The sequence below is a fragment of the Coleofasciculus sp. A1-SPW-01 genome (assembly GCF_040217205.1).
Taxonomy (GTDB): Bacteria; Cyanobacteriota; Cyanobacteriia; order Cyanobacteriales; family Coleofasciculaceae; genus Coleofasciculus; species Coleofasciculus chthonoplastes_A.
Window position 1 is genome coordinate 105,805 of record NZ_JAVJNP010000212.1, and the last position, 21,821, is coordinate 127,625.

The following is a 21,821-nucleotide window of genomic DNA, read 5'->3' on the forward strand; positions in this document are numbered from 1 at the left end:
TTATAAACGACGTTGAATGACATCCGGTGCAGCAACGGCTGCTTGTTTGTACCGACCATTGATTTGTTTTTGATCGTAAACCCCTAGCCAAACCGCTAGTAATTGGTCTGTTAATTTTTGCCTCTCTTTGAAGACCGGAATTTTTAGGGCAGCAACTCGCCAGCTAACTGGAATACCGTTGATACCGTTATAAACACCCGCTAATGCCCCTGTCAAAGCTGCCGTTACTGGGTTGTGGTAACCACTACGAACGGCACGGATGACACAGAGACGAAAATCTTCGGGTGTATAGAGGAAACAATAAAAGCTTAAAGCGATCGCCATATCTGAGGCATCCCCCCTATTACCTAAATTTGCGGGTAGACGGCGCACCTTCCTCGTGGTGGTTTCTAAATCTGCACCTGCTTCTATGAGGGTTTGAACCTGTTGTAATCGGTAGGCTAAGAGGGTTTGCTCTGTCCCTAAGCATCTCAGGATGTGGGGAATCAGGGTTGTTCGGTTAAGGGTTTCGGTGAGAGTCAGAGCCATGGCGGTAGCAATTGCCAACACCCCAGCCGAGGCGTCGGTTTCGAGTTGCCAAATTGCTGCTGCCTGAACCAGGTGTTGCCGTAACAACTCTTGATTTTCGTGAAAAAAAAGCGCCATTGGCAGCGTTGCCACTGCTGCTTCGCTGCTTTGGGCTTTCCCTTTCAATTCTAGGAGTGAGGGTTGGGTTTGGCTACAGCGAATGATCCAATCGTCTATATTCAGCCTGCCTGTGTCAATTAAACTCTCGATTCCACAAGTGGCGATTTGACTCCAAGGGGAGAGTTTGGGCATACAGAGGTGGGACTGACTCGGTTGGGGTTGGCGTTTGGTGAACTGAAGCGATTTTCTACCAACTGAATCACCGAGTCCTGGATCAAGGTGATGGCTGACCAGCTCACCAATCAAGCTACCCAGTAATGCTCCTTGAAATCGGCACAGAAGAGAATGCTGCATTAATTTGCTCTTGCCCCTGTTTTCAGGGTATGGACGAGAGCTAAGAGTCCCAAGCGATAACTTTCAGCACCAAAGCCGCTGATCTGACCGACAGCTACGGGGGCGATGAAGGAGTGATGTCGAAAGGGTTCGCGCTGATAGATATTACTCAGATGTACTTCCACTACAGGCAGGGCTACGGCGGCTAAGGCATCGCGTAGGGCTACACTGGTATGAGTATAAGCACCAGCATTGATTAATATCCCCTGATGCTGCGTTCTCGCTGCTTGTATGGCATCAACTAAAACACCTTCATGGTTGGACTGTAACGTCACAACTTGGCAGGATAATGACCTTGCCTCCTGTTGCAGGAGTTTGTCAATTTCTGCCAAGGTTACCGATCCATAAATACCAGGCTCTCGGAGTCCTAGAAGATTCAAGTTTGGACCATGCAGGACGAGAATACTCAAAGAACTCCGAGCTTCATTCGGCACGTTAATTAATTACCGGGAACGACGGCGTGGATTATTAACCGGAATGGGGATGAGTTCGGGTTCCGGCTGAGATTCAGGACCCAAGAGGGTTCCAACCAGCTTGCGTGCCCATTCTTTCAGTTTTTCCAACACCTTTTCTATATAATCCATTAAACTGAATGCTCCTGTGAGACAACTTAATAGGTTTTTGACCGTCTTAACAACATGACGGGTGCTAGAAGCCTTTCTCAGCACGACTTTGGGAACTCTTGGGCGTTTTACGCTTGGGCGCTTTGTGGGCGCTTTAGTGGAAACCCTGCCCAAGTTAAGACTATGACGCTGATATTAAACTGAGCGGTTTTCCTATTGCTATACACCGTCTGGATCGTTTTAACCCATCTGTTGCATTTCTTAACGTTCAGCATAACACAGAACCCTAAAGCCTAGCTATCTCCTAAATGGAATATGGAGTCGATCCGGCGATCGCAACGGTTTTGGCTTCTCTACCTTTAGTTATAACTCAAGTTAGAGGTGAGCCTAATGGTATTGCTCCAATAATCGGCGTCGCAGTTGGTCGAGGGCATAACAGGCACTCCAATGACGAACCGAAGCCCGATCGCGATCGCGACCAAAGTTATATTTAAAACACTCAACTCTATCATCTGGCGTCGCCAAACCGATATATACCAACCCCACCGGCTTAGATTCATTCCCACCGCCGGGTCCAGCAATGCCAGTAATACTCACACCCCAATCCGTCGTCAGCCGCGATCGCACACCCAATGCCATTTGCTGGGCAACAGGTTTACTCACCGCCCCCCATTTATCCAGATCTGATGACTTAATGCCAAGTAAGGAGACTTTTACGTCATTGCTATAAGAAATTATCCCACCCAAAAAATAGTCAGAACTTCCGGGAACGGCTGTCAACATGCTGCCTAAACCGCCTCCCGTACAGGATTCAGCTACACTCACCGTTTGATTGGCATCGGTTAAAAGCTGACCCACAACCGAGGCTAGGGTATCTGTATCCACACCAAAATAGTCAGCCCCAGCAATTTGCCGCAGTTGCTTGACAACAGGTTCAATTACCTGTACAGCTTCCCCTTGAGACGGCGCACGGGCGCTAACCCGTAACCGGACTTCTCCCTGAGAGGCGTAGGGGGCGACGGTGGGGTTGGTTAAGTCAAAAAACGACGCCACTTTTTCAGCTAACGCGGATTCCCCAATCCCCCAGAATCGTAAGGTTTGACTATAGATAATTTGTTGTCCCCAACCTTGACCTTTGAGATAGGGAACCGCCGTTTCTCGCCACATCCGCTGCATTTCACTGGGAACACCGGGAAAGGTAAGAATAGTTAAACCGGGACGTGGATGCCAGATTATCCCCGGTGCGGTTCCCTTGGGGTTCGGTAAAACCTTAGCGCCTTCGGGAATCAGGGCTTGCTTGTGATTATTGGCAGTCATTTGCCGCCCCCGTTGAGCAAATTTGCGAGCAATATCCTCAATGATGTCAACTTGCTCAATCAGGGGAACACCGAAAAAATCTGCAATGGTTTCCGTTGTCAAGTCATCTGGTGTCGGTCCAAGTCCTCCCGTAAAAATCAGAATCGCCGAGCGATCGCACGCCATTGCCAAGACTTGCTTTAACCGCGAGGGATTATCTCCCACAACCGTTTGATAGTAGTGGGGAATACCCAGATCTGCCAGTTCGAGGGCTAAAAACTGGGCATTCGTATTCAGAATATCCCCTAGCAGTAACTCAGTGCCAACACAAATGATTTCTGCGCTCATTGGTTTGTTTTTTGTCCTTGGTCATTTGTCCTTAGTTAACACAGGGAATAGGGAATAGGGAATGGGGAATAGGGAATAGGGAAACAACAAGAGACAAATGACGTAGCTTGCTTCTCGCGATAGCGAGTATGACGAATGACCAATTTATACCAATGTAGGTACAGGAATAGTGAGATGGGGATATAAGGGGAAGCGATCGCACAATTGAGCCACACGACGCCGACAATCGGCGGCGATGGTTTCATCCTCTGGATTGAGTAAGCGATCGGCAATAATATCACCAATCTCGATAAATTCAGCCACTCCCATCCCGCGTGTTGTCATCGCCGGGGAACCGAGACGTAAGCCACTGGTGACAAAGGGAGACTCTGGATCAAAGGGAACCGTATTTTTATTCGCGGTAATATTCACACCACTCACCAGTTGATCTGCTCGTTTCCCGGTCATGGAAATACAGCGTAAATCCACCAGCATTAAATGATTATCCGTCCCGCCAGAGACAATTTTCAAACCCCGTTTTTGCAGTTGACTGGCGAGGGCTTGGGCATTTTCAATCACATTCGCCGAATAGTCTTTGAATGAGGGTTGTAACGCTTCACCAAACGCCACCGCTTTCGCCGCGATCGCATGTTCTAATGGACCCCCCTGAGTTCCTGGGAACACCGCTTTATCCAGCTTTTTCCCTAGTTCCGGATCACGGGTGAGAATTAAGCCACCTCGGGTTCCCCGCAGGGTTTTATGCGTGGTTGTCGTAACAACATCACAATGGGGAATTGGGTTGGGATGATGACCCGTCGCCACTAACCCGGCGATATGGGCAATATCCGCCAGCAGGTAAGCGCCCACTTCATCCGCAATGCTGCGGAATTTTTCAAAGTCAATAATACGCGGATAAGCCGAATAGCCACAAATCAGCATCTGGGGGCGTTCTTTGAGGGCAAGTTCGCGCACCTGATCATAATCCAGTTGCTCGGTTTCCGGATTAACACCATAGTGACAAACCTTAAACCACTTCCCCGACACATTCACAGGCGAACCATGGGTGAGGTGTCCCCCATGGGATAAATCCATCCCCATAATCCTGTCTCCCGGCTTGAGCAGCGCCAGGAATACGGCAAAATTGGCTTGAGCGCCGGAATGGGGTTGGACATTCGCATGAGCTGCACCAAAGAGCCGTTTAGCCCGGTCAATGGCAAGCTGTTCTACCTTATCGATGAATTCACAACCGCCATAGTAGCGCTTTCCGGGTAAGCCTTCGGCGTACTTATTGGTTAAGACTGAGCCTTGAGCCGCCAGTACAGCCGGGGAGGTAAAGTTTTCACTAGCAATCAGTTCCAGATGGTCACGCTGGCGTTGAAGTTCTTGGCTTATTCCCTCAGCGATTTCTGGGTCTGTTTGGGCGAGAAAATCTAAGTTTGTTTGAGTCACGTCCGTCAATCCCTTACGATGCTTTGCCGTCCAGTTGGGTTCATAAACGTTTTACCACATTGCCCGTTGCCGTTGCTTTGCTCAAACCCTGACCCATCTCCCCTGCGTTTCTCAGAGGTAAGTATCCAATGGATGAAAGTTAAGCTCTGTGTTGATAAAGAGCCTCTAGCTAAAGACGTAAATTATGATGGGATCAGCGCTCTAGTGGAATTGACCGGAGGCGTTCTATGTTAGTTATCCTTACCGAAGAGCAAATTCTCTCCCCGACTCAAGTTTGTCAAAGCTGTTTGCTGGCTGACAGCAAGGGTCAACCCCGTTGGCGTCGGGGTAAGCTGGGATGTGGTCATGCCATTCGTAAACTCACACCCCATCAACCGGAGCAATATGAGTGCGAAATGGGTTTCCGCATCGCTAACCTTGAGTAGTTTAAGTAGTTTAGCATTTGGGACAATAAACTGAACCCCTTTCTTTGTCTAAAATCGTCCTCAACTCCTGACCTAAGACCCATGACAGATGGCAACGCTCATCTCCAGGGGTCGCCTGCGCTATCCTGAACATAGTTAGATAACGATTTGAACCCCCCAAACAAGGAGAAGCAACAATGACTTGGCGCGGCTCGACAACGGTTAAAGAGCGGATTTTTGCAGCGCTACCCTATCTACTGCCCTTAATTTATGGGTTTCAGTTTGGTCTTCCCTTACTGCTCAAATTTCCCGTATTGGGTTTTATTTATTTACCCTTAAAACCTTTAATGTCTATTTACTACAGTAGTCCATTTATCGGACTCATTGTTTTTTTCGTCTTGTTCTTAGCGGTGGTCAGAAATGAAAGAATTGCTCATTTTATTCGTTTTAATACAATGCAGGCAATTCTTTTAGATATTCTTTTAGTTCTCTGTAGTTTTGCCATAGATATTCTCGGCAGAGGACTGGGGAATAGTTTTTTCATGGAAACCCTAAACAATGTGATCTTTTTAGGAACCCTAGCGGCTTGTTTCTACTCAATCGTGCAATCATTGCTGGGTCGCTACGCTGAAATTCCTACACTCTCGGAAGCGGTTTACGCCCAAGTTCGATGATTGGTCATTGGTCATTGGTCATTGGTCATTCGTCATTCGTTTATGTAAGGGTTTGAGGATTCTTGAAAAACCGTTTAACCCAGGTTAAAGAATAACGGGTGCAGAACGGGGGACGACAGTGTTTTCTAAATGACCAATTCCCTCAATTTCCACACGGACGCGATCGCCGATTTGCATTGGACCAATCCCTCGTGGCGTACCCGTCAGGATTACGTCTCCCGGAAGCAGGGTCATAATCTCAGAAATATAGGAGACCAAGAAGTCCGGGGCAAATACCATTTGATCAATGGACGCCGATTGTACAGGTTCCGGCGCATCGTTTAAAAACGTCTGCAACTTCGCCCCAGCACTCAACTCCCGCACAATCCAAGGTCCTAGGGGACAAAAGGTATTAAAACCCTTTGCTCTCGTCCATTGACCGTCTTGTTTTTGTAAGTCGCGAGCGGTGACATCGTTGGCGATCGTGTACCCCCAAATTTTTGCTTGGGCTTGTTCGGGCGTACAGTCTACACAGAGTTCACCAATAACCAGCGCCAACTCTCCCTCATAGTCCACCCGTTTTGACTGAGGTGGAAACTGGATGTCTCGATCCGCCGCCGTTATGGTTGTCGGTGGTTTGAGAAATAACAAGGGTTCCTGGGGAACAGGTGTTCCCATTTCAACGGCGTGATCCATATAGTTTTTGCCAACGGCGACAATCTTGGATGGCGCACAGGGAGCCAACAATGTATAACTATCCGGTGCTAACTCCAGATCAGTCGGTTGACCCTGTAGCCACGGCGGTGCATCTAAAACTTGGATACTGCGGTTGAGTTGCAGCAAGCCATAGTAGGTTTGCCCTTGAGCCGTTTTAATTCGGACGTAGCGCTGCGCCATGATATTAGAGATTCCTTGGTAATTGAATGAGAGCATTCTACTGATATGAGATTTTGATTGACCGGAAATAATGGGTCACAAGCCGCGTCCTTGTCTTGTAGGACGGCTTTTAAAATTTTTCGGATAGTCTATACTGCTGTAGTATAAGAAACAAGCAGTTAACGAAAACCAAGTGCTGCCTAAGTCACGGGAGGGCATTCCGAGACTATAATAAGACCCCAAGAGGGGCTGTTTTCAACGAAGCGTCAAAAATAGTAGAATTGCAAGAGTATAATCTGGGCGGATTGTCTGCACTCAAGCCTAGAGGTAGGAAAGAACCCAGATTTGCCATAGAGTAAAGCAGTCAAATCTGCTCCTATCCTTGCTTCTTTGAGCGGGATAGCTTCTTGGTGAAAACGCTGTGGCTATCCCGAATCAGCAAAAGAAGCCCAATTGTCCATAAGGAGAAGACCATTTGTGAGCGATAGTTACGAAATGATGTACATCCTGCGTCCTGATATGTCAGAGGAGCAGGTTAACCAAGCTGTGACCAAGTATAAAGATCTCCTGCAAGAGCAAGGCGGTGAGGAGATTGAAATCCAACATCGTGGTAAGCGTCGTTTGGCTTATCCCATCGAAAGACATCGCGAAGGCGTCTATATCCAAATGAACTATAAAGCGCCCCCGACTCATGTGGCTCAGCTTCAGCGAGCGATGCGCTATGGAGATGAGGTTATTCGTTATCTGACACTGAAACAAGAACTTCCCCCCGAACCCCAACCCGAACCGGTTGAGGTAGAAGCTTAGGGAGCGGCGTAAAAATAAAGTACCAGTGAGGAAAGCTGAAATTCATGAACTCAGCCAAGTCTCCTTGGTACATGATTAAGTCGCAAGTCCCTTAGCTGTCTTAAGATAGCGACTCAAGGACCCCCTCCAGAGGTATCCTGTGGAGGGGGTCTGAATATGATTCAAGTTGTCAGTTGTTGTTTTATAGCAACCGCCAAGACGGTTAGGACACATCATTTATGTAGAGACGCGCCATGGCGCGTCTCTAGCACTATCGAGGCTACCCATCTGATTAGAATTGGGATGACATCAAAAGGACAAGCCGCCCATGCCAAAGACCAAAATTCTCCAAGAAGGACAATCCTATACTTTCCGATCTTATTTCCAGATGCCCTACGAGGCAGAGGATATTCTTGCCGAGTTGATTAACTCTCTTGTTGAGAAACGGCTCGATTAGAATCTGCTGTTAATAATCAGGCAACCCTTCAACCAATAAGTCCTGAATTAGGCAACAATAGTAGGAAGAGTCATAGTAAGATTACTCTCAACTACTGATTATGCAACGAGTAGGTAGATAGAACTAAGCATCCTCTAAAATTGCGATTTTCTTATTGTTCATCATTCAGGTTTTATCGCGATTCTGCCCAATTCACGATCGCTCGGTACTCGTTGTTACGATCAAGTCTTCCCCCTAAATCTCATCCTATTGTTGCCTGACGCTCCTGGACTCTCTCAGCATGACTGTAACGGATACTGTTGCCCATAAAATTTCGAGCTGGAATCGGCAAATCTATAAACGCTTGAAACTTGCTCTCAGTCTCGGACTACGGCGTCAAATTTTTGTGGCGATTTGTGATGATCTGAGTCTGCGGAATCGTCTGGCGGGTAAACTTCATGGGGAGTTGGGGACAACCTCTGCGATCGCGCCACCCAAGGGTTCAGGCTCTACTAATTTAGTCAGCCTGAACATTAATGTCAATGATCCCCATCCCTTTGCCCAAATAGCTGCCTGGTTAGCTCAAAATCGCCATTCTCCCATCGCCACATCCCCTCCCTGTTTCCAACTCCTGGGTGTTGAACGCTTAACCCGTCAATCCCCAACGGTACAGCAACTGTTTCTCCGACGTTTACAGTCGATTGAGCGCTATTTGCCGCAGTTAGACGCCAATGTGTTACTCTGGCTACCCCGCCCTTGGTTCCATTCCATTGTTCAGTCTGTACCGGAATTTTGGCGGTGGCGTACTGGGATATTCGAGTTTGAAGGGGAACCCACACCACTTCCCCCTGTTGGCGCGACTCAACCGGAAGCCTCTCCCACGGCGGTGATGACTCAGGAGACAGAGGAAGAGGAGATAGACAAGACAGAGGAAACAGAGGCTTCGTTCCAAGAAACCTTGCAGACGGTGCTAACCCAGGAAGTGGACGAAACTCTGGATTTGCAGTTGTTCCAGAATAGTATAGGCAGCAATGGAGACTCTAATGGTGAGGTTGAACCCCTGATTGTCCCGACTAACGGGAAGTCTAATGCTAATCCGAATGGTAAAAGGATGCTGGGGGCTGTGGACTTTGATATGGAAGAAACACCATTACCGCCGCAAAATCCGCCGACATCCCAACATCCTGCTGATACATCAACGGAATCCCCAGATCTCCCCCAAACCGCGTCGCCCGCTGAGGCGTATTTACAACTGGGGAATCATTACCGTCATGCGATTGAACAAGGAGACACCTCAGAAGAAAATTTAGCGATCGCGATTCAGGCGTATGAGCAGGCGTTGCAATGGTTAGATGATACATCACCTTACGTGGCGGATGTTCTTAATGATTTGGGGAATCTCTATTGGATGCTTTCCCGATGTCCCCAGGATACAGGGATGCGTCTATCTTATCTGGAACAGGGGATTCAAGCCTATCAACTGGCATTAACGAAATTAACGGCTCAAGACGCGCCCCACACCTATGCCATGATCCAAAATAATTTAGGGGCAGCTTATGGGGATTTGGCTCGCTATCAAGATGTCGCGGATAACTTAGAACTCTCGATTCGAGCCTATGAAGAAGCATTACACTATCGTAATCCAGAAAATGACCCGCTCAAATATGCTTCTACCCAAAATAACTTAGGCACGGCGTATTGGCATTTAGCACAACATCACTCTCCTGTCAATAACTTACAGGCAGCAATTGGGGCGTATGCGGAAGCCCTGTGTTATTACAATAGTCGCTCGAATGCGACAAATTGGGCGATGATTCAAAATAATTTAGGCACAGCGTACTGGAATCTGGCACAGTACGAACAACCCGAAACCTGGCTGGAGTTAGCGGTGATAGCCTATAAAGATGCGTTGACCTATCGTACCCCAGAGGTGTCTCCGGCTGCTTGTGCCGCGACTCAGAATAATTTAGGAACGGCGTATTGGCATCTGGCGGATCGCTGTGTTGAAGACTCTCAGAGACGGGCAGACTATTTACGCCATTGTATCGCGGCTTACGAGGTTGCGATCGCGTTAGCCGAGGAATTGGCGCAGAATCATCCGCCGACATCGGTTAATTTTGATGTTATCGCCACTCGGAATAATTTGGGACTTGCCCATTACCAGTTTGCCACTGAACCGTCTTTGGGTGCGGGAAAAGAGGATCAATCTCACCATCTACAAACCGCCCTCCATCAGCATGTTCAAGCTTGTACGGGAGTAGCGGTGCGATCGGATGTTTACCAAACCTCTTTGGACTATATCATTAAAACGATTCGCACGTTCTACCAGGAACAAGGGATTAGTGGGCAAAATCTGGCACTTTCTAAGGTACCGGGTCAGCTTTTACCGGAAATTTTACCACGGCTGTAGAGGCTCACAAGGGTAGGTTTTTTAAGATTGGGGTTCAGGTGAGACAAGGAAGGAAAGTAGACCAGTAGACACCGACTCTCATGCTGACTTTAGCCCGGATCATAGTCAAATTTGTAAAGTTCTGCAAAGATGAATAGAATATGAAAAAAGATCGACGTAAACTGGGAACTCCCTGTGAAACTATCTTCCTTGCCCATCGTCGGTTTTGTTCTGACAGCACCCTTTTCATTGATGAATCCAGCCCCCAAAGATGTCTCTGATCCGTCTGAGTTACCAATTTCCCCCACTCCGAACAGTTTGCGTCCCATCGTCAAGCGCCAACGGGGGATATGGGGTATCTTTAGTTCCACCTTCCTAACCATTTTTCTAGCTGAGATTGGCGATAAAACCCAACTGGCAACCCTGCTGATCAGTGCAGAATCTCAATCCCCGTGGATAGTCTTTACAGGTGCCGCGATCGCACTAATTACCACCAGTTTAATCGGTGTCTTACTGGGAACCTGGTTAGCCAAGCGTTTACCGCCCAAAACCCTGGAAACCGCCGCCGGGACATTATTACTCTTCATTTCCGTTATGCTGCTGTGGGATGTGGTGCAACTCGGATGAAACAAATTGGAGTGTGTAGGGGCGGGTTTTACGAAACCAGCCCTGACTGAATCAGAGAGTTTTGAAGATTATGGATTGGCAATTACTAGGATTAAGCTTCATTACCGTATTTTTAGCCGAAATTGGTGACAAAAGCCAACTGGCGGCGATCGCGCTTGGGGGTAGCCTCAAGTCGCCTCGTGCGGTATTCTTGGGGGCTGTAGCCGCATTGCTATTAGCCACGTTGATTGGCGTATTAGCAGGGGGAGGCGTAGCGCAACTGTTCCCGGTGCGAATTCTCAAAGCGATCGCGGCGGTGGGTTTCGCCTTAATGGCAGTTCGCTTGTTGTGGCCCTCCGAAGATGAAGCATGAGAACGTTTTTATGTAGGGGCGGGTTTTACTATTATTGTTTCTTCCCTCACCCAGATGCAACTAAACCCGCCCCGACCAAATTTTCAGAGAGATTCTAAACAAAAAACACACGAAAATGGTTTCTCTTGCCCGAAAAAACTTACTTGAAGACATTCCCCGCTTTTTAGTCGCCCAAGCTGGAATTATGTTTGCGGTGAGTTTAGTCACGTTGCAAACGGGTATTTTTAATGGATTTACCCAATCCACGGCTCAGTTAATTTACAATTCTAATGCAGATATTTGGGTCGCATCAGATAAGTTGGTGCAACTTGAACTGACACTACCCATTCCCTTATCCCATGTTATCTCCGCCCGTCAGGTGGAAGGGGTAGCCAAAGCCGAAGCCCTTATTTTTAGTGGCGCGTTATGGAATCCGCCTCAAGGGGAAATTACCCGCGTCAGAGTAGTCGGATTTGACCCCAATGGGCAACTCTTTCAACCCATCAATCTAGTGCAAGGCGATGTCAGGGACTTAACTGAACCCTATAAAATTATTGTGGATGCAACCAACCAAGATTCTCTAAATATTCAACAGATTGGGGATATTGCCCGCGTCAATTCCTTGCCCGCCCAAGTGATAGGTTTCACCCAAGGGAATGCATCGATTGTGTCCAATTCCTTCATGTTTACCTCCCTAACCAGTGCTAATGCGTTCTTAACATCGGGTCAAAAGTCGGAACTGTCCTGTAAATTACCGTCAGGTGCTGAGGATTTAATTTGTACCAATACTTATTCGAGAACGACGGAAGCAGAACTACAGAATCAATCGCCACCGCCACCGAATTCATTAGTCGCTTCTGATTTGATTCAATATGTTTTAATTGCGGCGGAACCGGGTCAGGATTTGTCACAACTGAAAGCACGATTAGAGAAAGCGTTACCGAATGTCAGTACCTATACTCGCGAGGAGTTTATTAAAAAGAATCAAAACTTTTGGCAACAGCGAACCGGAATTGGCTTTATTCTAGGTTTGGGGGCAGTGGTTGGTGTGGTGGTTGGTGTGATTATTGTCGGTCAAATTCTTTATTCCTCCGTAGCTGACCATATTAAAGAATTTGGTACGCTAAAGGCAATTGGCGCGTCAGATTGGCGCATTTACGGCGTAATTATTGAACAGGCGATGTGGATGTCGGTTCTGGGTTATCTCCCAGCGATGTTCCTCTGCTACGGTGTAGCCCTGTGGACATCAGCGACTCAGGGGATTGTGATTTTGATCACCCCCGTATCTGCGATCGCGGTTTTGGCGATCACGGTGGGAATGTGCGTCGGTTCGGCGATTTTCGCGATTCAGAAAGTGACGCGCCTTGATCCAGCCATGGTGTTTAATCAGTGAATCATTTTGTTATTTGTTAATGGTTAATGGTTAATGGTTGATGGTTGATGGTTAATGGTTGATTGGTAATTGATAATTGGATTTGTAGGGGCGAGTCGCTGCATCAATAGATGGCGTGAGAATTCAACTGTCTCGACTCGCCCTTTTCTCGTCGGTACGGGGGGTTAATTGGTTTTGTAGGGGCGAGTCGCTGCATCAATAGATGATGTGAGAATTAACCTGTCTCGACTCGCCCTTTTCTCAAAGTAAGTGATGTCAGATAATTACCGATACCCTGTGGAGGGCGACCCGAACAAATTAATGGTTTGGTGGTATGAATTATATGCGGCGGGTCGCCCCTACGGTGTTTATCTATTCATCATTCCTGCTGATTTTGATTCACCAATAACGCCACTGGAAAATCAGTGAGAACATCTCGAATCCACAGCGTATCGTCCCCCTGAATTTCCCGTCCCGTCATCACATCCCGCCACACAGACGACGAACTAGAGGGTAAAGAAATCCGGGTTTCTTGCCAAACTTGTTCACCCATGGGATATTCTCCTGGCTTCACTAAACTCGTCAACAGCCGAGGGACAATGACAATCACCGTTGTATGATCCCAAGTTCGGGCAAAGGTAACAACATGATCCTTCAAGCTACCAATAACAGTCAGTTTGTGGTAATCACCACGTTGGAATAACTCTAAATACTCGCGCCGAGTTTTTAGGGCTTGATAGATGACGAATAACTTAATTCGACCGTCTTCTGGACTCTGACAAAGTTCCTGAACTAAACCCAACTTATCCGTTTCGTAGCGCTGCTTCAAGTCTTGAACTAACGCCAGCCGCTGTTCAAAATCCACCGGACGACGATTATCGGGATCGACTAAACTTAAATCCCACAGTTCCGTTCCTTGGTAAAAATCAGGAACGCCGGGAGATGTCAATTTCAACAAGGCTTGGGAGAGACTATTAAAAACGCCGTAATGTTGGACTTTGCGTTGAAAGGGTAGAAACGCTTCTAAAAAGGGATTATCAGGCATATCTTTGAGTAAGCGTTCCGCAAACCGAATAAACCCTTCTTCATAGTTAGTATCGGGTCTCAACCAAGCGGTATGGACCTTTGCCTCTCGGATTGCCTTAATAATATAGTCTTTGATCCGCTGCACATAAGTAGGGAACTCCGTTTCATTAAAGGGGAAGGTTCCCAGCAAGGTTTGGTAAAGAAAATATTCGTCATTGGGATCAGGAATATCTAACCCATCAATACAATCCTTGTGAACCGCATTTATTTCCTGCCATTTTCTCAACATACTATCCCACTCGCCGGGAATTTCTGAGATGACATTAATTCTGGCTCTCACATCTTCACCCCGTTTTGTATCGTGGGTTGCTGTTGTATTGATTGTATGGGGCCAATAAGCGATGCGGTGTTGGTTAAAGTCATGAAAGTCGTCTAAGGAAACGCCAAACTCACCCGGATTACCACCCACTTCATTAAGAGAGATGAGACGGTTGTAAATATAGAACGTCGTATCTTCCACCCCCTTGGCTGTCAGCGGTCCGGTAAACTGTTGCAGCCGCATGACAAAATAACGCCATTGTTCGGCTTCTTCGGGATTGAGTGACTCATCAACCTCCAGTAATAAAAATTTCTCAATAAACGTCAGTTCGTTAAAGAAAATTGGCGTATTTTCTTTGGCTTTGCTAATGACATACTCAATACAATCTCGATCCGCTTTGCTCAACCCTTCTGGATTAATGTAGGTTCGGTATACGGGAAACAGCGCCATGATTTCGACTAAAGCAGCTTTCAGCGCATATATAGTAAAGTCACTAGCGTATCTGTACCGACCAGAAATTCGTTGGAGTAAATTGGCTAAATTATCGATATCTCCAGTCAAATGCTTGGCGATAATCAATCGCTTTTTGTCTTCAATTATGGCTTTATAGGATATGGAATGCCCGATAAAGCGATAGTAAACGCTGTCAAACTTAGGCTGAGTCTGGTGATGACAAAAAATGCCATTAACTTTGTTTAAGAAATCATACCCACTCGTCCCTTGTACGGGCCACGTTAGCGGCAAATCTTCATGCTCTTCCAAGATTTTCTCAACCACGATATACGCATCAGAGGCATGATCTCGCAAGCGATTCAAATATTGAGCCGGATCGTACAGTCCATCGATATGATCGATTCTAATGCCGCTAAATTTATTTTCCTCAATCAGCTTCAATATCAACGCATGATTGTGATTAAACACCCGCTCATCCTCGATGCGAACGGAAATCAGGTCATTAACCGTGAAAAATCGCCGATAATTCAGTTCTTCATTCCCCACCTTCCAGTACGCAAGGCGGAAAAACTGCTCAGCCAATAATTTCTCTAACAAATCAAAGCTTTCGGGTTTTCCGGGTTCGCCATTAAAGATTTGAATATTTTCGTCGATGAACTCCCTGATCTCGACACTATCATTCCAGAGTTCCCATAACATACTCTTGATAAAGCCAATCTGGTCATAGCGTTCCATTCCTTCTTCGCCAGAGGGAATGTATTTTAGCGCATATAGAGCGCCCAGAAACTTGACAAAATCGGGATGATTCCTGCCTAATTTCCGGCGAATACGTGCCAAATCATAGGTGACGACATTGGAGTAGGATTCGATGCGAATGGGAAACTGTAGGTCATAGTAATTAATCGTAAAACCTTCTTGGTTATACTGGAGTTTAAGTTCACCACTTTCTAAGCAATCGCCACAAAATTTCCCTAAAAATGGCGCTAAGACTCGCTCCCGAATGCCCTCATAGTGATGTTCCCAATTAATATCAAAGTAGTCTTTATATTGAGAATTAGGACCATTCTCTAAAACTTCGACCAGCATGGGATTTTGACGATCAAAAGCCATGTGGTTCGGCACAATATCCTGAAGCCATCCTAATCCGTGCTTTTGCACTTCCTCAATTAGAGACTCGAAGTTCTCCAATCCGCCGAGTTCTGGGTTTATTTGATTGGGATCAACGACATCGTAGCCATGAGTGCTACCGGATCGGGCTTTAAATATGGGGGATGCATAAAAGTCAGAAATTCCTAATTCAGCCAAGTAGGAAATAATGGCTTTGGCTGACTCAAAGGTAAACTCAGGATTAAATTGAATTCTATAGGTGGCGACTGGAATCCGCATCATAAGCTTTTCAAGGGGTTAAAGAACTGACAGAACGTTGGCTCTGGGACTAGATTTAAAAATTGCTTGTTAACAAAGATGTCAAACCGTAGGATAGTGACGTTGAACGTAATGCTTAAATCATAGCTTAACATTAGTTAATTATACAGGGATTAGCACTGAGCAATACCAAAAGTACCGGACAGGAAAGCTCCAAGGCAGATGGTTTCCAGGAAAACGTACCTCAAGGGATAAAGGGGGTGACAAAAGCGAATTTGATATCAGCCACCAAGATTGACAAATCAACCAATACATGCATTATCTCTAGGTAACACCTTATTTGTTGATAATGGTATGATTTTGACTGGGCTTACATCCCCTTTTGGGCAGATTGCGCCTCTTTCTAACGACTGAACCGAGGCTAGTGTCACGGAGTTAACGGGGTGACAAACTAGCTGAAGTGTTGAGCCATCCTGCTTTTATCCCTTTTCTTCTTGTCACAGATAAGGTCAAAGATAGCAGTTTTTTCTGGGGGACTAGCCCCCCATACCCCCTGCACAACGCTTCGCTTGAATATATCTGCTCAGGTGGTCTTCATATGTCAATAAAGATGTCAATAAGGCTTCATTTTTGGAGATACTAATGTCACTTAAAACCTGATTTTCAAAGGTTTTGGACGGCTTGTCACCCCTTCAGGTCACTGAGCATATAAGGCAAAACTCAGAGGAGCAAGGGTTAAGGATTGTCCAGCTTGTAGCTGTTGGGAGAGTTGAGATCCCTCACCCATCCATTCCTTATCCGCCGAGTCAATCACTTTTGAGAAGTTCCCTGGGGGGATCTGAGGCGAAACGGTTACTGCATCGTGGGCAAAGTTGATCAAGCCGATAGCTTGGCTATCTCCAGCCGTGCGATGGATAACAATAACCTTTTCTGAGGACAAGCTCGATACATTAAGATTCTGCCGATCTAGTTTAGCCAAAGCTGGGGTCTCTTTGCGTAGCTGAATTAACCGTTTGTACCAGCGTCGCAATACGGCATAGTTGTCTTGCTCTATCTTCTCCCACTGGAGTTTTGACTGCTCAAAGACTTTTGTCCCTTGGGGATCAGGGGCGTTGTCCCAACCAAATGCTTTAAACTCTTCAGCCCTCCCGGTACGCACGCCTTCAATTAAATCGGGATCACTGTGACTGACAAAATACTGAAACGGTGCATCTTCTCCATATTCTTCGCCCATAAATAGCATCGGGACATAAGGAGAAAGCAATACCGTCGCCGCCGCTACCTTCAACCCCTGAAAGTCTACCAAAGTGGATAAGCGATCGCCAATCAGTCGATTGCCAATTTGATCGTGGTTCTGGATACAGACGACAAACTGTTCCGCCGGACGATCTGCTGCTGAATTGCCATGGTTGCGTTTGCGGAAGCTGGAATATTGTCCACTATAGATATAGCCTTCGCGCAGAGCAACTGCCAACTGCTCAATTTTGCCAAAATCTTCGTAATATCCCGATAGTTCGCCCGTTAACAGAGTATGCAAGATGTGGTGAAAGTCATCGCACCATTGAGCATCATGACCAAATCCCCCGTCTTCCCTGGGTTTAATCACGCGCACGTCATTGAGATCACTTTCGGCGATGACGTATCGTTGCACTGGCGTGGTGCGATTGAAGTTGGCGACAGCATCCCCTAATTCTTGTAGAAAGGGTTGAGCACTCATATCGTAAATCGCGTGAATTGCATCAACGCGCAGGGCGTCAATGTGGTACTTATCTAACCAGTACAGAGCATTCTGGATAAAGAAATTCCGCACCTGATTACTGTAAGCGCCATCAAAGTTAACGGCATTACCCCAAGGGGTACGATATTGATCCGTAAAGTAGGGACCATACGCCCAGAGATAGTTGCCTTCGGGTCCTAAATGGTTATACACCACATCTAAAATGACCGCGATCCCCGCTTGGTGACAAGCATCCACGAGTTTTTTCAACCCCGCAGGTCCCCCATAAGACTCTTGCACACCATAGACATAAACCCCGTCATACCCCCAGTTGCGACTTCCGGGAAACTGGGCAACGGGCATAATTTCAATCGCGGTTATGCCTAAATCCTGAAGGTAACTCAAGCGAGGAATAATCGATTCAAAGGTTCCCTCTGGGGTAAAAGTACCAACGTGGAGTTCGTAAATAATTAAGTCTTTGAGGGGAATTCCTTGCCAGGAATTATCCGTCCAGTCAAAGTGGTGATCTACTACCTGAGAGGAACCATGGACTCCCTCAGGTTGGTAATGGGAGGCGGGATCAGGTCGTTCCAGTGACCCATCGAGTTGGTAAACGTAGAGCGTTCCGGGATCAGCTTTTACCGTTTCCTGCCAATATCCCCATTCATCCTTTTGCAGGGGAATCACTTGATCTTGGGGAGAGACGATGTGAACCGCAACGCTGTCCCGAAACGGTGCCCAAACTCGGAATTCACATTGACCGTTACCCAGGTAGTTGCTGCCAATTTTCATATCACCCCTCTGTAAATGCATAGTCTGAGAAACTTGTCAAGGTTTTAGCCGTGCGATCGCCCGACTCGGAATCAGCCAACAGGCGACCCATCTGTACCTGATCAGATTACCCCACACTTTATGACTTTTAATCTAACATCTGGTGTAACTGTTGATAATGGCACAGCCGTCTTGACTGGCGTAGAGTACCCAGCTACCGTGCCCAAGTCGCCGCCGCAGAAGATGCTTGGAGGGTGCCAGGAGTTCTTACGGTTAATAACCACCATCCGTTACGCCTAAGCGCGAATTAGATTAGATTCCCGACGGCTTCAAGAACGCGGGGATCGAGTAGACGAAGACTAATATGGGAAAGGCGCCTGGGAGTCTTGCCGTGTTTCGACCCCAAGCGCCTTTTCCTTTTCCTCACACACACAACCTAAGTATACTCAATTTTTGGGAATTGTCCAGTCCCAAATCGGGAAAATGTTATCCGTGTTCACCTGATCGTGTCGTAGCTTGTCACCGCTTCAGATTGGCAACACCGGAAATATCTAGAAATTGCCTGTGAATCAGGCTCTAATCATCAATCCCCTATAATACCTCTAGTTAGGCTGAATTAGCGTTTGGGTTTAGCTATAACCCAATGTATTGGTTTGTCTATTATCAAGAGGCGTTAATCGACTTTGATCGGTTCTTAACGTAGGCGCGGAAGTCCTCACCCTCAACGTTAGTAGAGTGAGGATAGACAGCGGGAAATCGGAAGTATGGAGATTTCCAAATTACAATTGTTAGGTTTACTTTTTAGCGCTATAATGATAGTAACCTTCCTTGGTCTACATGGTAATGCATGGGCTAAAGATGGCTGGGCTAGGTGTGATAGAGATGTAGTCCTTGCGCGTTAATGAACTCGACCACCGTTCGCTTTTGTAGCGTCCAGAAAAGAATAGCGCAAGATGCCTAACGGCATTACTCGGTTAGAACTCTAACCACAAACCGCGAAAACCAAGCGGACTAGCAAAATATCACTGTCTGCGGAAGGCGGACGGCTGCCTGTTGACGCTGAGTAAGACCATCACCAGATTAAGTTTTGGACTTTCTGTTCTTAGGAATTGGAAAGTACCCAACGTGGCATCGGCGGATGAAACGGGAAACCCTGAAGACGAATAAGACCGTCATTGTTTAGCTAAGTTAGAAGCCCTAACTTCAGCGAAGCAAGTTAGGGTACTTCACAGATTCCGGATGCCAGTAATGCCGGGGGAGTTGCCTGAATGACTCATGTTGCCATCATTGGGTGTGGAATTGTTGGTGCCGCGATCGCCTACCAACTGAGTGGCGTTTCGGGGCTACAGGTAACTGTGCTGGATCGACAACCTCCCGCCCAAGGGTCAACTGGGGCAGCATTAGGTGTCTTGATGGGTGTAATTAGTCAAAAGGTTAAGGGGAGAACCTGGCAGTTGCGTCAAGCTAGTATGCAGCGCTATGAAACCCTGATTCCGGAATTGGAAACATTGACAGGGCGTCACATTCCCTTTAACCGTCAAGGCATCTTGATGCTGGCGTTTGAAAACGACGATTTAGCCCGTTGGCAGAATTTAGTCAAAATTCGCCAATCCCAAGGATGGCAACTGGAAATTTGGAATACTGATCAGGTTCAATCCCACTGTCCTCAGCTTAATCTGGAGAATAGTATCGGTGCGATTTATTCTCCCCATGACCGACAAGTTGAACCCACCGCCCTTACTCACGCCTTAGTTGCTGCTGCCGAAAAGAGGGGCGTAACATTTAAGTTTGGCGTTGGTGTGGAAGGAATAGAATCCATGCCTGTTAATGGTTCCAATCAGCGAATTTGTCAGCAAATTTACACCCAGACAGAAACCTTGGCAGTGGATTGGCTGGTGATTGCGGCGGGATTAGGTTCGACACAATTGGTCAATTTTCTCCTATCCTCACCAAATCAATCGTCTGCGATCGCACTCAAACCCGTTCTCGGTCAAGCGTTACAATTACGCCTAGGGAATACCATTGGTCATCCAGATTTCCAGCCTGTGATTACAGGGGATGATGTGCATATTGTGCCAATCGGTGGCGGTGATTATTGGGTAGGGGCAACGGTGGAGTTTCCTCATGGCGCTGAAGTGGTAGCAGAACCTGCGTTACTTGAACAGGTTAAGGAAGATGCGATCGGCTTTTGTCCTGCTTTAGCCCAAGCCACAGTGGTTCGCACTTGGTTAGGTAAACGTCCTCGTCCAGAAGGACAGCCTGCTCCGGTTATTGGTAAACTATCAGGTTATGATAATGTCTTGCTGGCAACAGGTCACTATCGCAACGGTGTTCTCCTCGCCCCAGCTACCGCCCAAGAGATTCAAGCAATAATCTGTGGCGTCTAGAATCTAGTGCAGGGCTTGGTTTATTTAAGATGACGGTGAAGACGACGTGTACCAACAAGAGCAAATTAAAGAGTTATTTGGAAAGCAAGTTCTCGATTATCTAAAAAACAAAAATAAAGGGGGAATAGTCAACGAAAAAGGTAATACTTATGAGAATTTCTTTGCCGTATATAAAATATCGGTTTTGTCCAAAGATGTCTTAGAAAATGATAAAGAAATATTCTTTGCTAGTCAAATCATTGCATTTGTTGATGACTTAATTATTAACGACATCCAGGAGAATATTTATCAGCACTACCAGTTGAAAAATACTGCAAGTTTAAGATGGGGAAGTGGATTACGCTCAATTGCTGACGATTTTGTTAAACAATACAACTTAAATCAAAATGACATTCGATGAACTTGAAATTCACTTTTAAAAAATTAAAGTTTTAGAGTAAATATTTAGGGTGAAGTAAAAATTATATAATTATTTATTTTTGAGTATACAGAATAGGGAGATGATTGGTATGCAATTTACAACCAAAATAAATTCAAGATTATATACAGAATTAGCCGATACGGAAACAAAAAAATTTCTCGATAAATTAGCAGATAAAAGCACATCTCCTGAAGCCTATCGCTCAGTTATGTTTAAGCTAGGGGTAAAACTTGGCAATTCAATTTTAAAGTCTATTAATAGTCAAAGCAATGTATATCTAGCCTGTACCGTTGAAGATGCGGATTTTTTAGCCAAAGGAATTCTCACGACTTTAGAATCTAAAGTTTCAAAACTTGCCTTCGCTTGTTTTTGGAATCAACGATTTTCCCCCTTTGAGATAAACGAGTTAAAAGTTGCTCCGATACTCAAAAAGTATCAAGAGCCTGTTAATAATGATATCGTTCAGTATTTAATCGTGATTAAGTCCATTATCTCTGGTGCTTGTGTCGTGAGGACAAATCTAACTAATCTAATTCAAAAAATTGAACCCGAAAAAATACTTATTGCTGCACCAGTAATTTATAAAACAGCAGAAGAAAAGTTAAGTAGTGAATTCAACAAGGATATTTACAGTAAATTTGAGTTTTTCTACTTTGCTAAAGATTCCACGCGAGATGATAAAGGTATAGTTCTACCTGGTATTGGTGGTAGTGTGTATGAGCGGCTAGGTTTTGAAGGTCAAGATGAAAAGAATAGATATATTCCTGAAATCGTTAAATCTCGACGTCACAAGCTTGTTCAAAACATTTAAAAATTAAAGACAGCCTGCTCCG

General features: G+C 46.2%; 19 protein-coding genes. 11 read left to right on the forward strand and 8 right to left on the reverse strand.

What is annotated here, in order from left to right:
• The 5 genes from RH949_RS30940 to glyA all read right to left on the reverse strand — a co-directional run bounded on the left by RH949_RS30940 (window position 1) and on the right by glyA (window position 4,655).
• Entirely contained in the window at window positions 1-981 is a 981-nt protein-coding gene (locus tag RH949_RS30940) for an ADP-ribosylglycohydrolase family protein (protein WP_446358591.1), read from the reverse strand.
• Window positions 981-1,460 carry a type II 3-dehydroquinate dehydratase gene (gene aroQ, locus RH949_RS30945; RefSeq protein ID WP_044208098.1) on the reverse strand — a complete coding sequence of 160 codons (480 nt, stop codon included), beginning with the start codon at window positions 1,458-1,460 and terminating at the stop codon, window positions 981-983. The genes RH949_RS30940 and aroQ overlap by 1 nt, the downstream gene beginning before the upstream one ends.
• Before the next feature lie 3 nt (window positions 1,461-1,463).
• Window positions 1,464-1,604 carry a hypothetical protein gene (locus RH949_RS30950; protein ID WP_006102135.1) on the reverse strand — a complete coding sequence of 47 codons (141 nt, stop codon included), beginning with the start codon at window positions 1,602-1,604 and terminating at the stop codon, window positions 1,464-1,466.
• Between the two features lie 366 nt (window positions 1,605-1,970).
• Window positions 1,971-3,227, reverse strand: coding sequence for a competence/damage-inducible protein A (locus RH949_RS30955; RefSeq protein ID WP_446358593.1), 1,257 nt, complete (start codon window positions 3,225-3,227; stop codon window positions 1,971-1,973).
• Window positions 3,228-3,371: 144 nt separating this feature from the next.
• Complete coding sequence (glyA, locus tag RH949_RS30960) at window positions 3,372-4,655, reverse strand: serine hydroxymethyltransferase (RefSeq protein ID WP_006102215.1); 1,284 nt, start codon at window positions 4,653-4,655, stop codon at window positions 3,372-3,374.
• Between the two features lie 227 nt (window positions 4,656-4,882).
• Between glyA and RH949_RS30965 the strand changes: the two genes are divergently transcribed.
• Together RH949_RS30965 and RH949_RS30970 are read left to right on the forward strand one after the other, a co-directional pair.
• Window positions 4,883-5,080 (forward strand): hypothetical protein, encoded by a 198-nt coding sequence (locus RH949_RS30965; RefSeq protein WP_006102198.1) that lies wholly within the window; start codon window positions 4,883-4,885, stop codon window positions 5,078-5,080.
• Window positions 5,081-5,256: 176 nt separating this feature from the next.
• On the forward strand, window positions 5,257-5,733 hold the full coding sequence (locus RH949_RS30970; RefSeq protein ID WP_006102150.1) for a Tic20 family protein: 477 nt from the start codon (window positions 5,257-5,259) through the stop codon (window positions 5,731-5,733).
• Window positions 5,734-5,817: 84 nt separating this feature from the next.
• Here the strand turns inward: RH949_RS30970 and RH949_RS30975 are convergent, their stop codons facing one another.
• Entirely contained in the window at window positions 5,818-6,609 is a 792-nt protein-coding gene (locus tag RH949_RS30975) for a fumarylacetoacetate hydrolase family protein (protein WP_446358596.1), read from the reverse strand.
• Window positions 6,610-7,065: 456 nt separating this feature from the next.
• Between RH949_RS30975 and rpsF the strand changes: the two genes are divergently transcribed.
• From rpsF to RH949_RS31005, 6 genes are all read left to right on the forward strand, one after another.
• Entirely contained in the window at window positions 7,066-7,395 is a 330-nt protein-coding gene (rpsF, locus tag RH949_RS30980; protein WP_446358598.1) for a 30S ribosomal protein S6, read from the forward strand.
• A 307-nt stretch (window positions 7,396-7,702) separates the two neighbouring features.
• Window positions 7,703-7,831: a hypothetical protein gene (locus tag RH949_RS30985; protein ID WP_446358600.1), complete on the forward strand. Its 129-nt coding sequence runs from the start codon at window positions 7,703-7,705 to the stop codon at window positions 7,829-7,831.
• Window positions 7,832-8,111: 280 nt separating this feature from the next.
• Entirely contained in the window at window positions 8,112-10,220 is a 2,109-nt protein-coding gene (locus RH949_RS30990) for a tetratricopeptide repeat protein (protein WP_006102336.1), read from the forward strand.
• Window positions 10,221-10,451: 231 nt separating this feature from the next.
• Window positions 10,452-10,826, forward strand: coding sequence for a TMEM165/GDT1 family protein (locus tag RH949_RS30995; RefSeq protein ID WP_044208195.1), 375 nt, complete (start codon window positions 10,452-10,454; stop codon window positions 10,824-10,826).
• 70 nt (window positions 10,827-10,896) lie between these two features.
• Window positions 10,897-11,178: a TMEM165/GDT1 family protein gene (locus RH949_RS31000; RefSeq protein WP_006102145.1), complete on the forward strand. Its 282-nt coding sequence runs from the start codon at window positions 10,897-10,899 to the stop codon at window positions 11,176-11,178.
• Between the two features lie 115 nt (window positions 11,179-11,293).
• Window positions 11,294-12,550, forward strand: coding sequence for an FtsX-like permease family protein (locus RH949_RS31005; protein ID WP_446358603.1), 1,257 nt, complete (start codon window positions 11,294-11,296; stop codon window positions 12,548-12,550).
• 358 nt (window positions 12,551-12,908) lie between these two features.
• Here RH949_RS31005 and treY read toward each other — a convergent pair whose 3' ends face one another.
• Both treY and treZ read right to left on the reverse strand, forming a co-directional pair.
• A complete protein-coding gene (gene treY / locus RH949_RS31010; protein WP_446358654.1) occupies window positions 12,909-15,713 on the reverse strand; it encodes a malto-oligosyltrehalose synthase in 2,805 nt (934 codons plus the stop codon).
• A gap of 676 nt (window positions 15,714-16,389) precedes the next feature.
• A complete protein-coding gene (treZ, locus tag RH949_RS31015; protein ID WP_446358605.1) occupies window positions 16,390-18,201 on the reverse strand; it encodes a malto-oligosyltrehalose trehalohydrolase in 1,812 nt (603 codons plus the stop codon).
• Between the two features lie 1,247 nt (window positions 18,202-19,448).
• On the opposite strand from treZ, the gene RH949_RS31020 reads away from it, so the two are divergent.
• From RH949_RS31020 to RH949_RS31030, 3 genes are all read left to right on the forward strand, one after another.
• Window positions 19,449-20,567 (forward strand): NAD(P)/FAD-dependent oxidoreductase, encoded by a 1,119-nt coding sequence (locus RH949_RS31020; RefSeq protein WP_446358607.1) that lies wholly within the window; start codon window positions 19,449-19,451, stop codon window positions 20,565-20,567.
• A 46-nt stretch (window positions 20,568-20,613) separates the two neighbouring features.
• On the forward strand, window positions 20,614-20,967 hold the full coding sequence (locus tag RH949_RS31025; protein ID WP_446358609.1) for a hypothetical protein: 354 nt from the start codon (window positions 20,614-20,616) through the stop codon (window positions 20,965-20,967).
• A 109-nt stretch (window positions 20,968-21,076) separates the two neighbouring features.
• Entirely contained in the window at window positions 21,077-21,799 is a 723-nt protein-coding gene (locus tag RH949_RS31030; RefSeq protein ID WP_446347346.1) for a hypothetical protein, read from the forward strand.
• The last annotated feature ends 22 nt before the right edge of the window (window positions 21,800-21,821 follow it).

Coding starts and splice junctions, on each gene's coding strand:
- treY (WP_446358654.1), bottom strand. CDS start 15,713: ATGCGGATTCCAGTCGCCACCTATAGAATTCAATTTAATCCTGAGTTT.
- RH949_RS30970 (WP_006102150.1), top strand. CDS start 5,257: ATGACTTGGCGCGGCTCGACAACGGTTAAAGAGCGGATTTTTGCAGCG.
- RH949_RS30990 (WP_006102336.1), top strand. CDS start 8,112: ATGACTGTAACGGATACTGTTGCCCATAAAATTTCGAGCTGGAATCGG.
- RH949_RS30985 (WP_446358600.1), top strand. CDS start 7,703: ATGCCAAAGACCAAAATTCTCCAAGAAGGACAATCCTATACTTTCCGA.
- RH949_RS31000 (WP_006102145.1), top strand. CDS start 10,897: ATGGATTGGCAATTACTAGGATTAAGCTTCATTACCGTATTTTTAGCC.
- RH949_RS31005 (WP_446358603.1), top strand. CDS start 11,294: ATGGTTTCTCTTGCCCGAAAAAACTTACTTGAAGACATTCCCCGCTTT.
- RH949_RS30975 (WP_446358596.1), bottom strand. CDS start 6,609: ATGGCGCAGCGCTACGTCCGAATTAAAACGGCTCAAGGGCAAACCTAC.
- RH949_RS31020 (WP_446358607.1), top strand. CDS start 19,449: ATGACTCATGTTGCCATCATTGGGTGTGGAATTGTTGGTGCCGCGATC.
- RH949_RS30950 (WP_006102135.1), bottom strand. CDS start 1,604: ATGGATTATATAGAAAAGGTGTTGGAAAAACTGAAAGAATGGGCACGC.
- RH949_RS30965 (WP_006102198.1), top strand. CDS start 4,883: ATGTTAGTTATCCTTACCGAAGAGCAAATTCTCTCCCCGACTCAAGTT.
- RH949_RS31030 (WP_446347346.1), top strand. CDS start 21,077: ATGCAATTTACAACCAAAATAAATTCAAGATTATATACAGAATTAGCC.
- RH949_RS30995 (WP_044208195.1), top strand. CDS start 10,452: ATGAATCCAGCCCCCAAAGATGTCTCTGATCCGTCTGAGTTACCAATT.
- RH949_RS30940 (WP_446358591.1), bottom strand. CDS start 981: ATGCAGCATTCTCTTCTGTGCCGATTTCAAGGAGCATTACTGGGTAGC.
- treZ (WP_446358605.1), bottom strand. CDS start 18,201: ATGAAAATTGGCAGCAACTACCTGGGTAACGGTCAATGTGAATTCCGA.
- RH949_RS30955 (WP_446358593.1), bottom strand. CDS start 3,227: ATGAGCGCAGAAATCATTTGTGTTGGCACTGAGTTACTGCTAGGGGAT.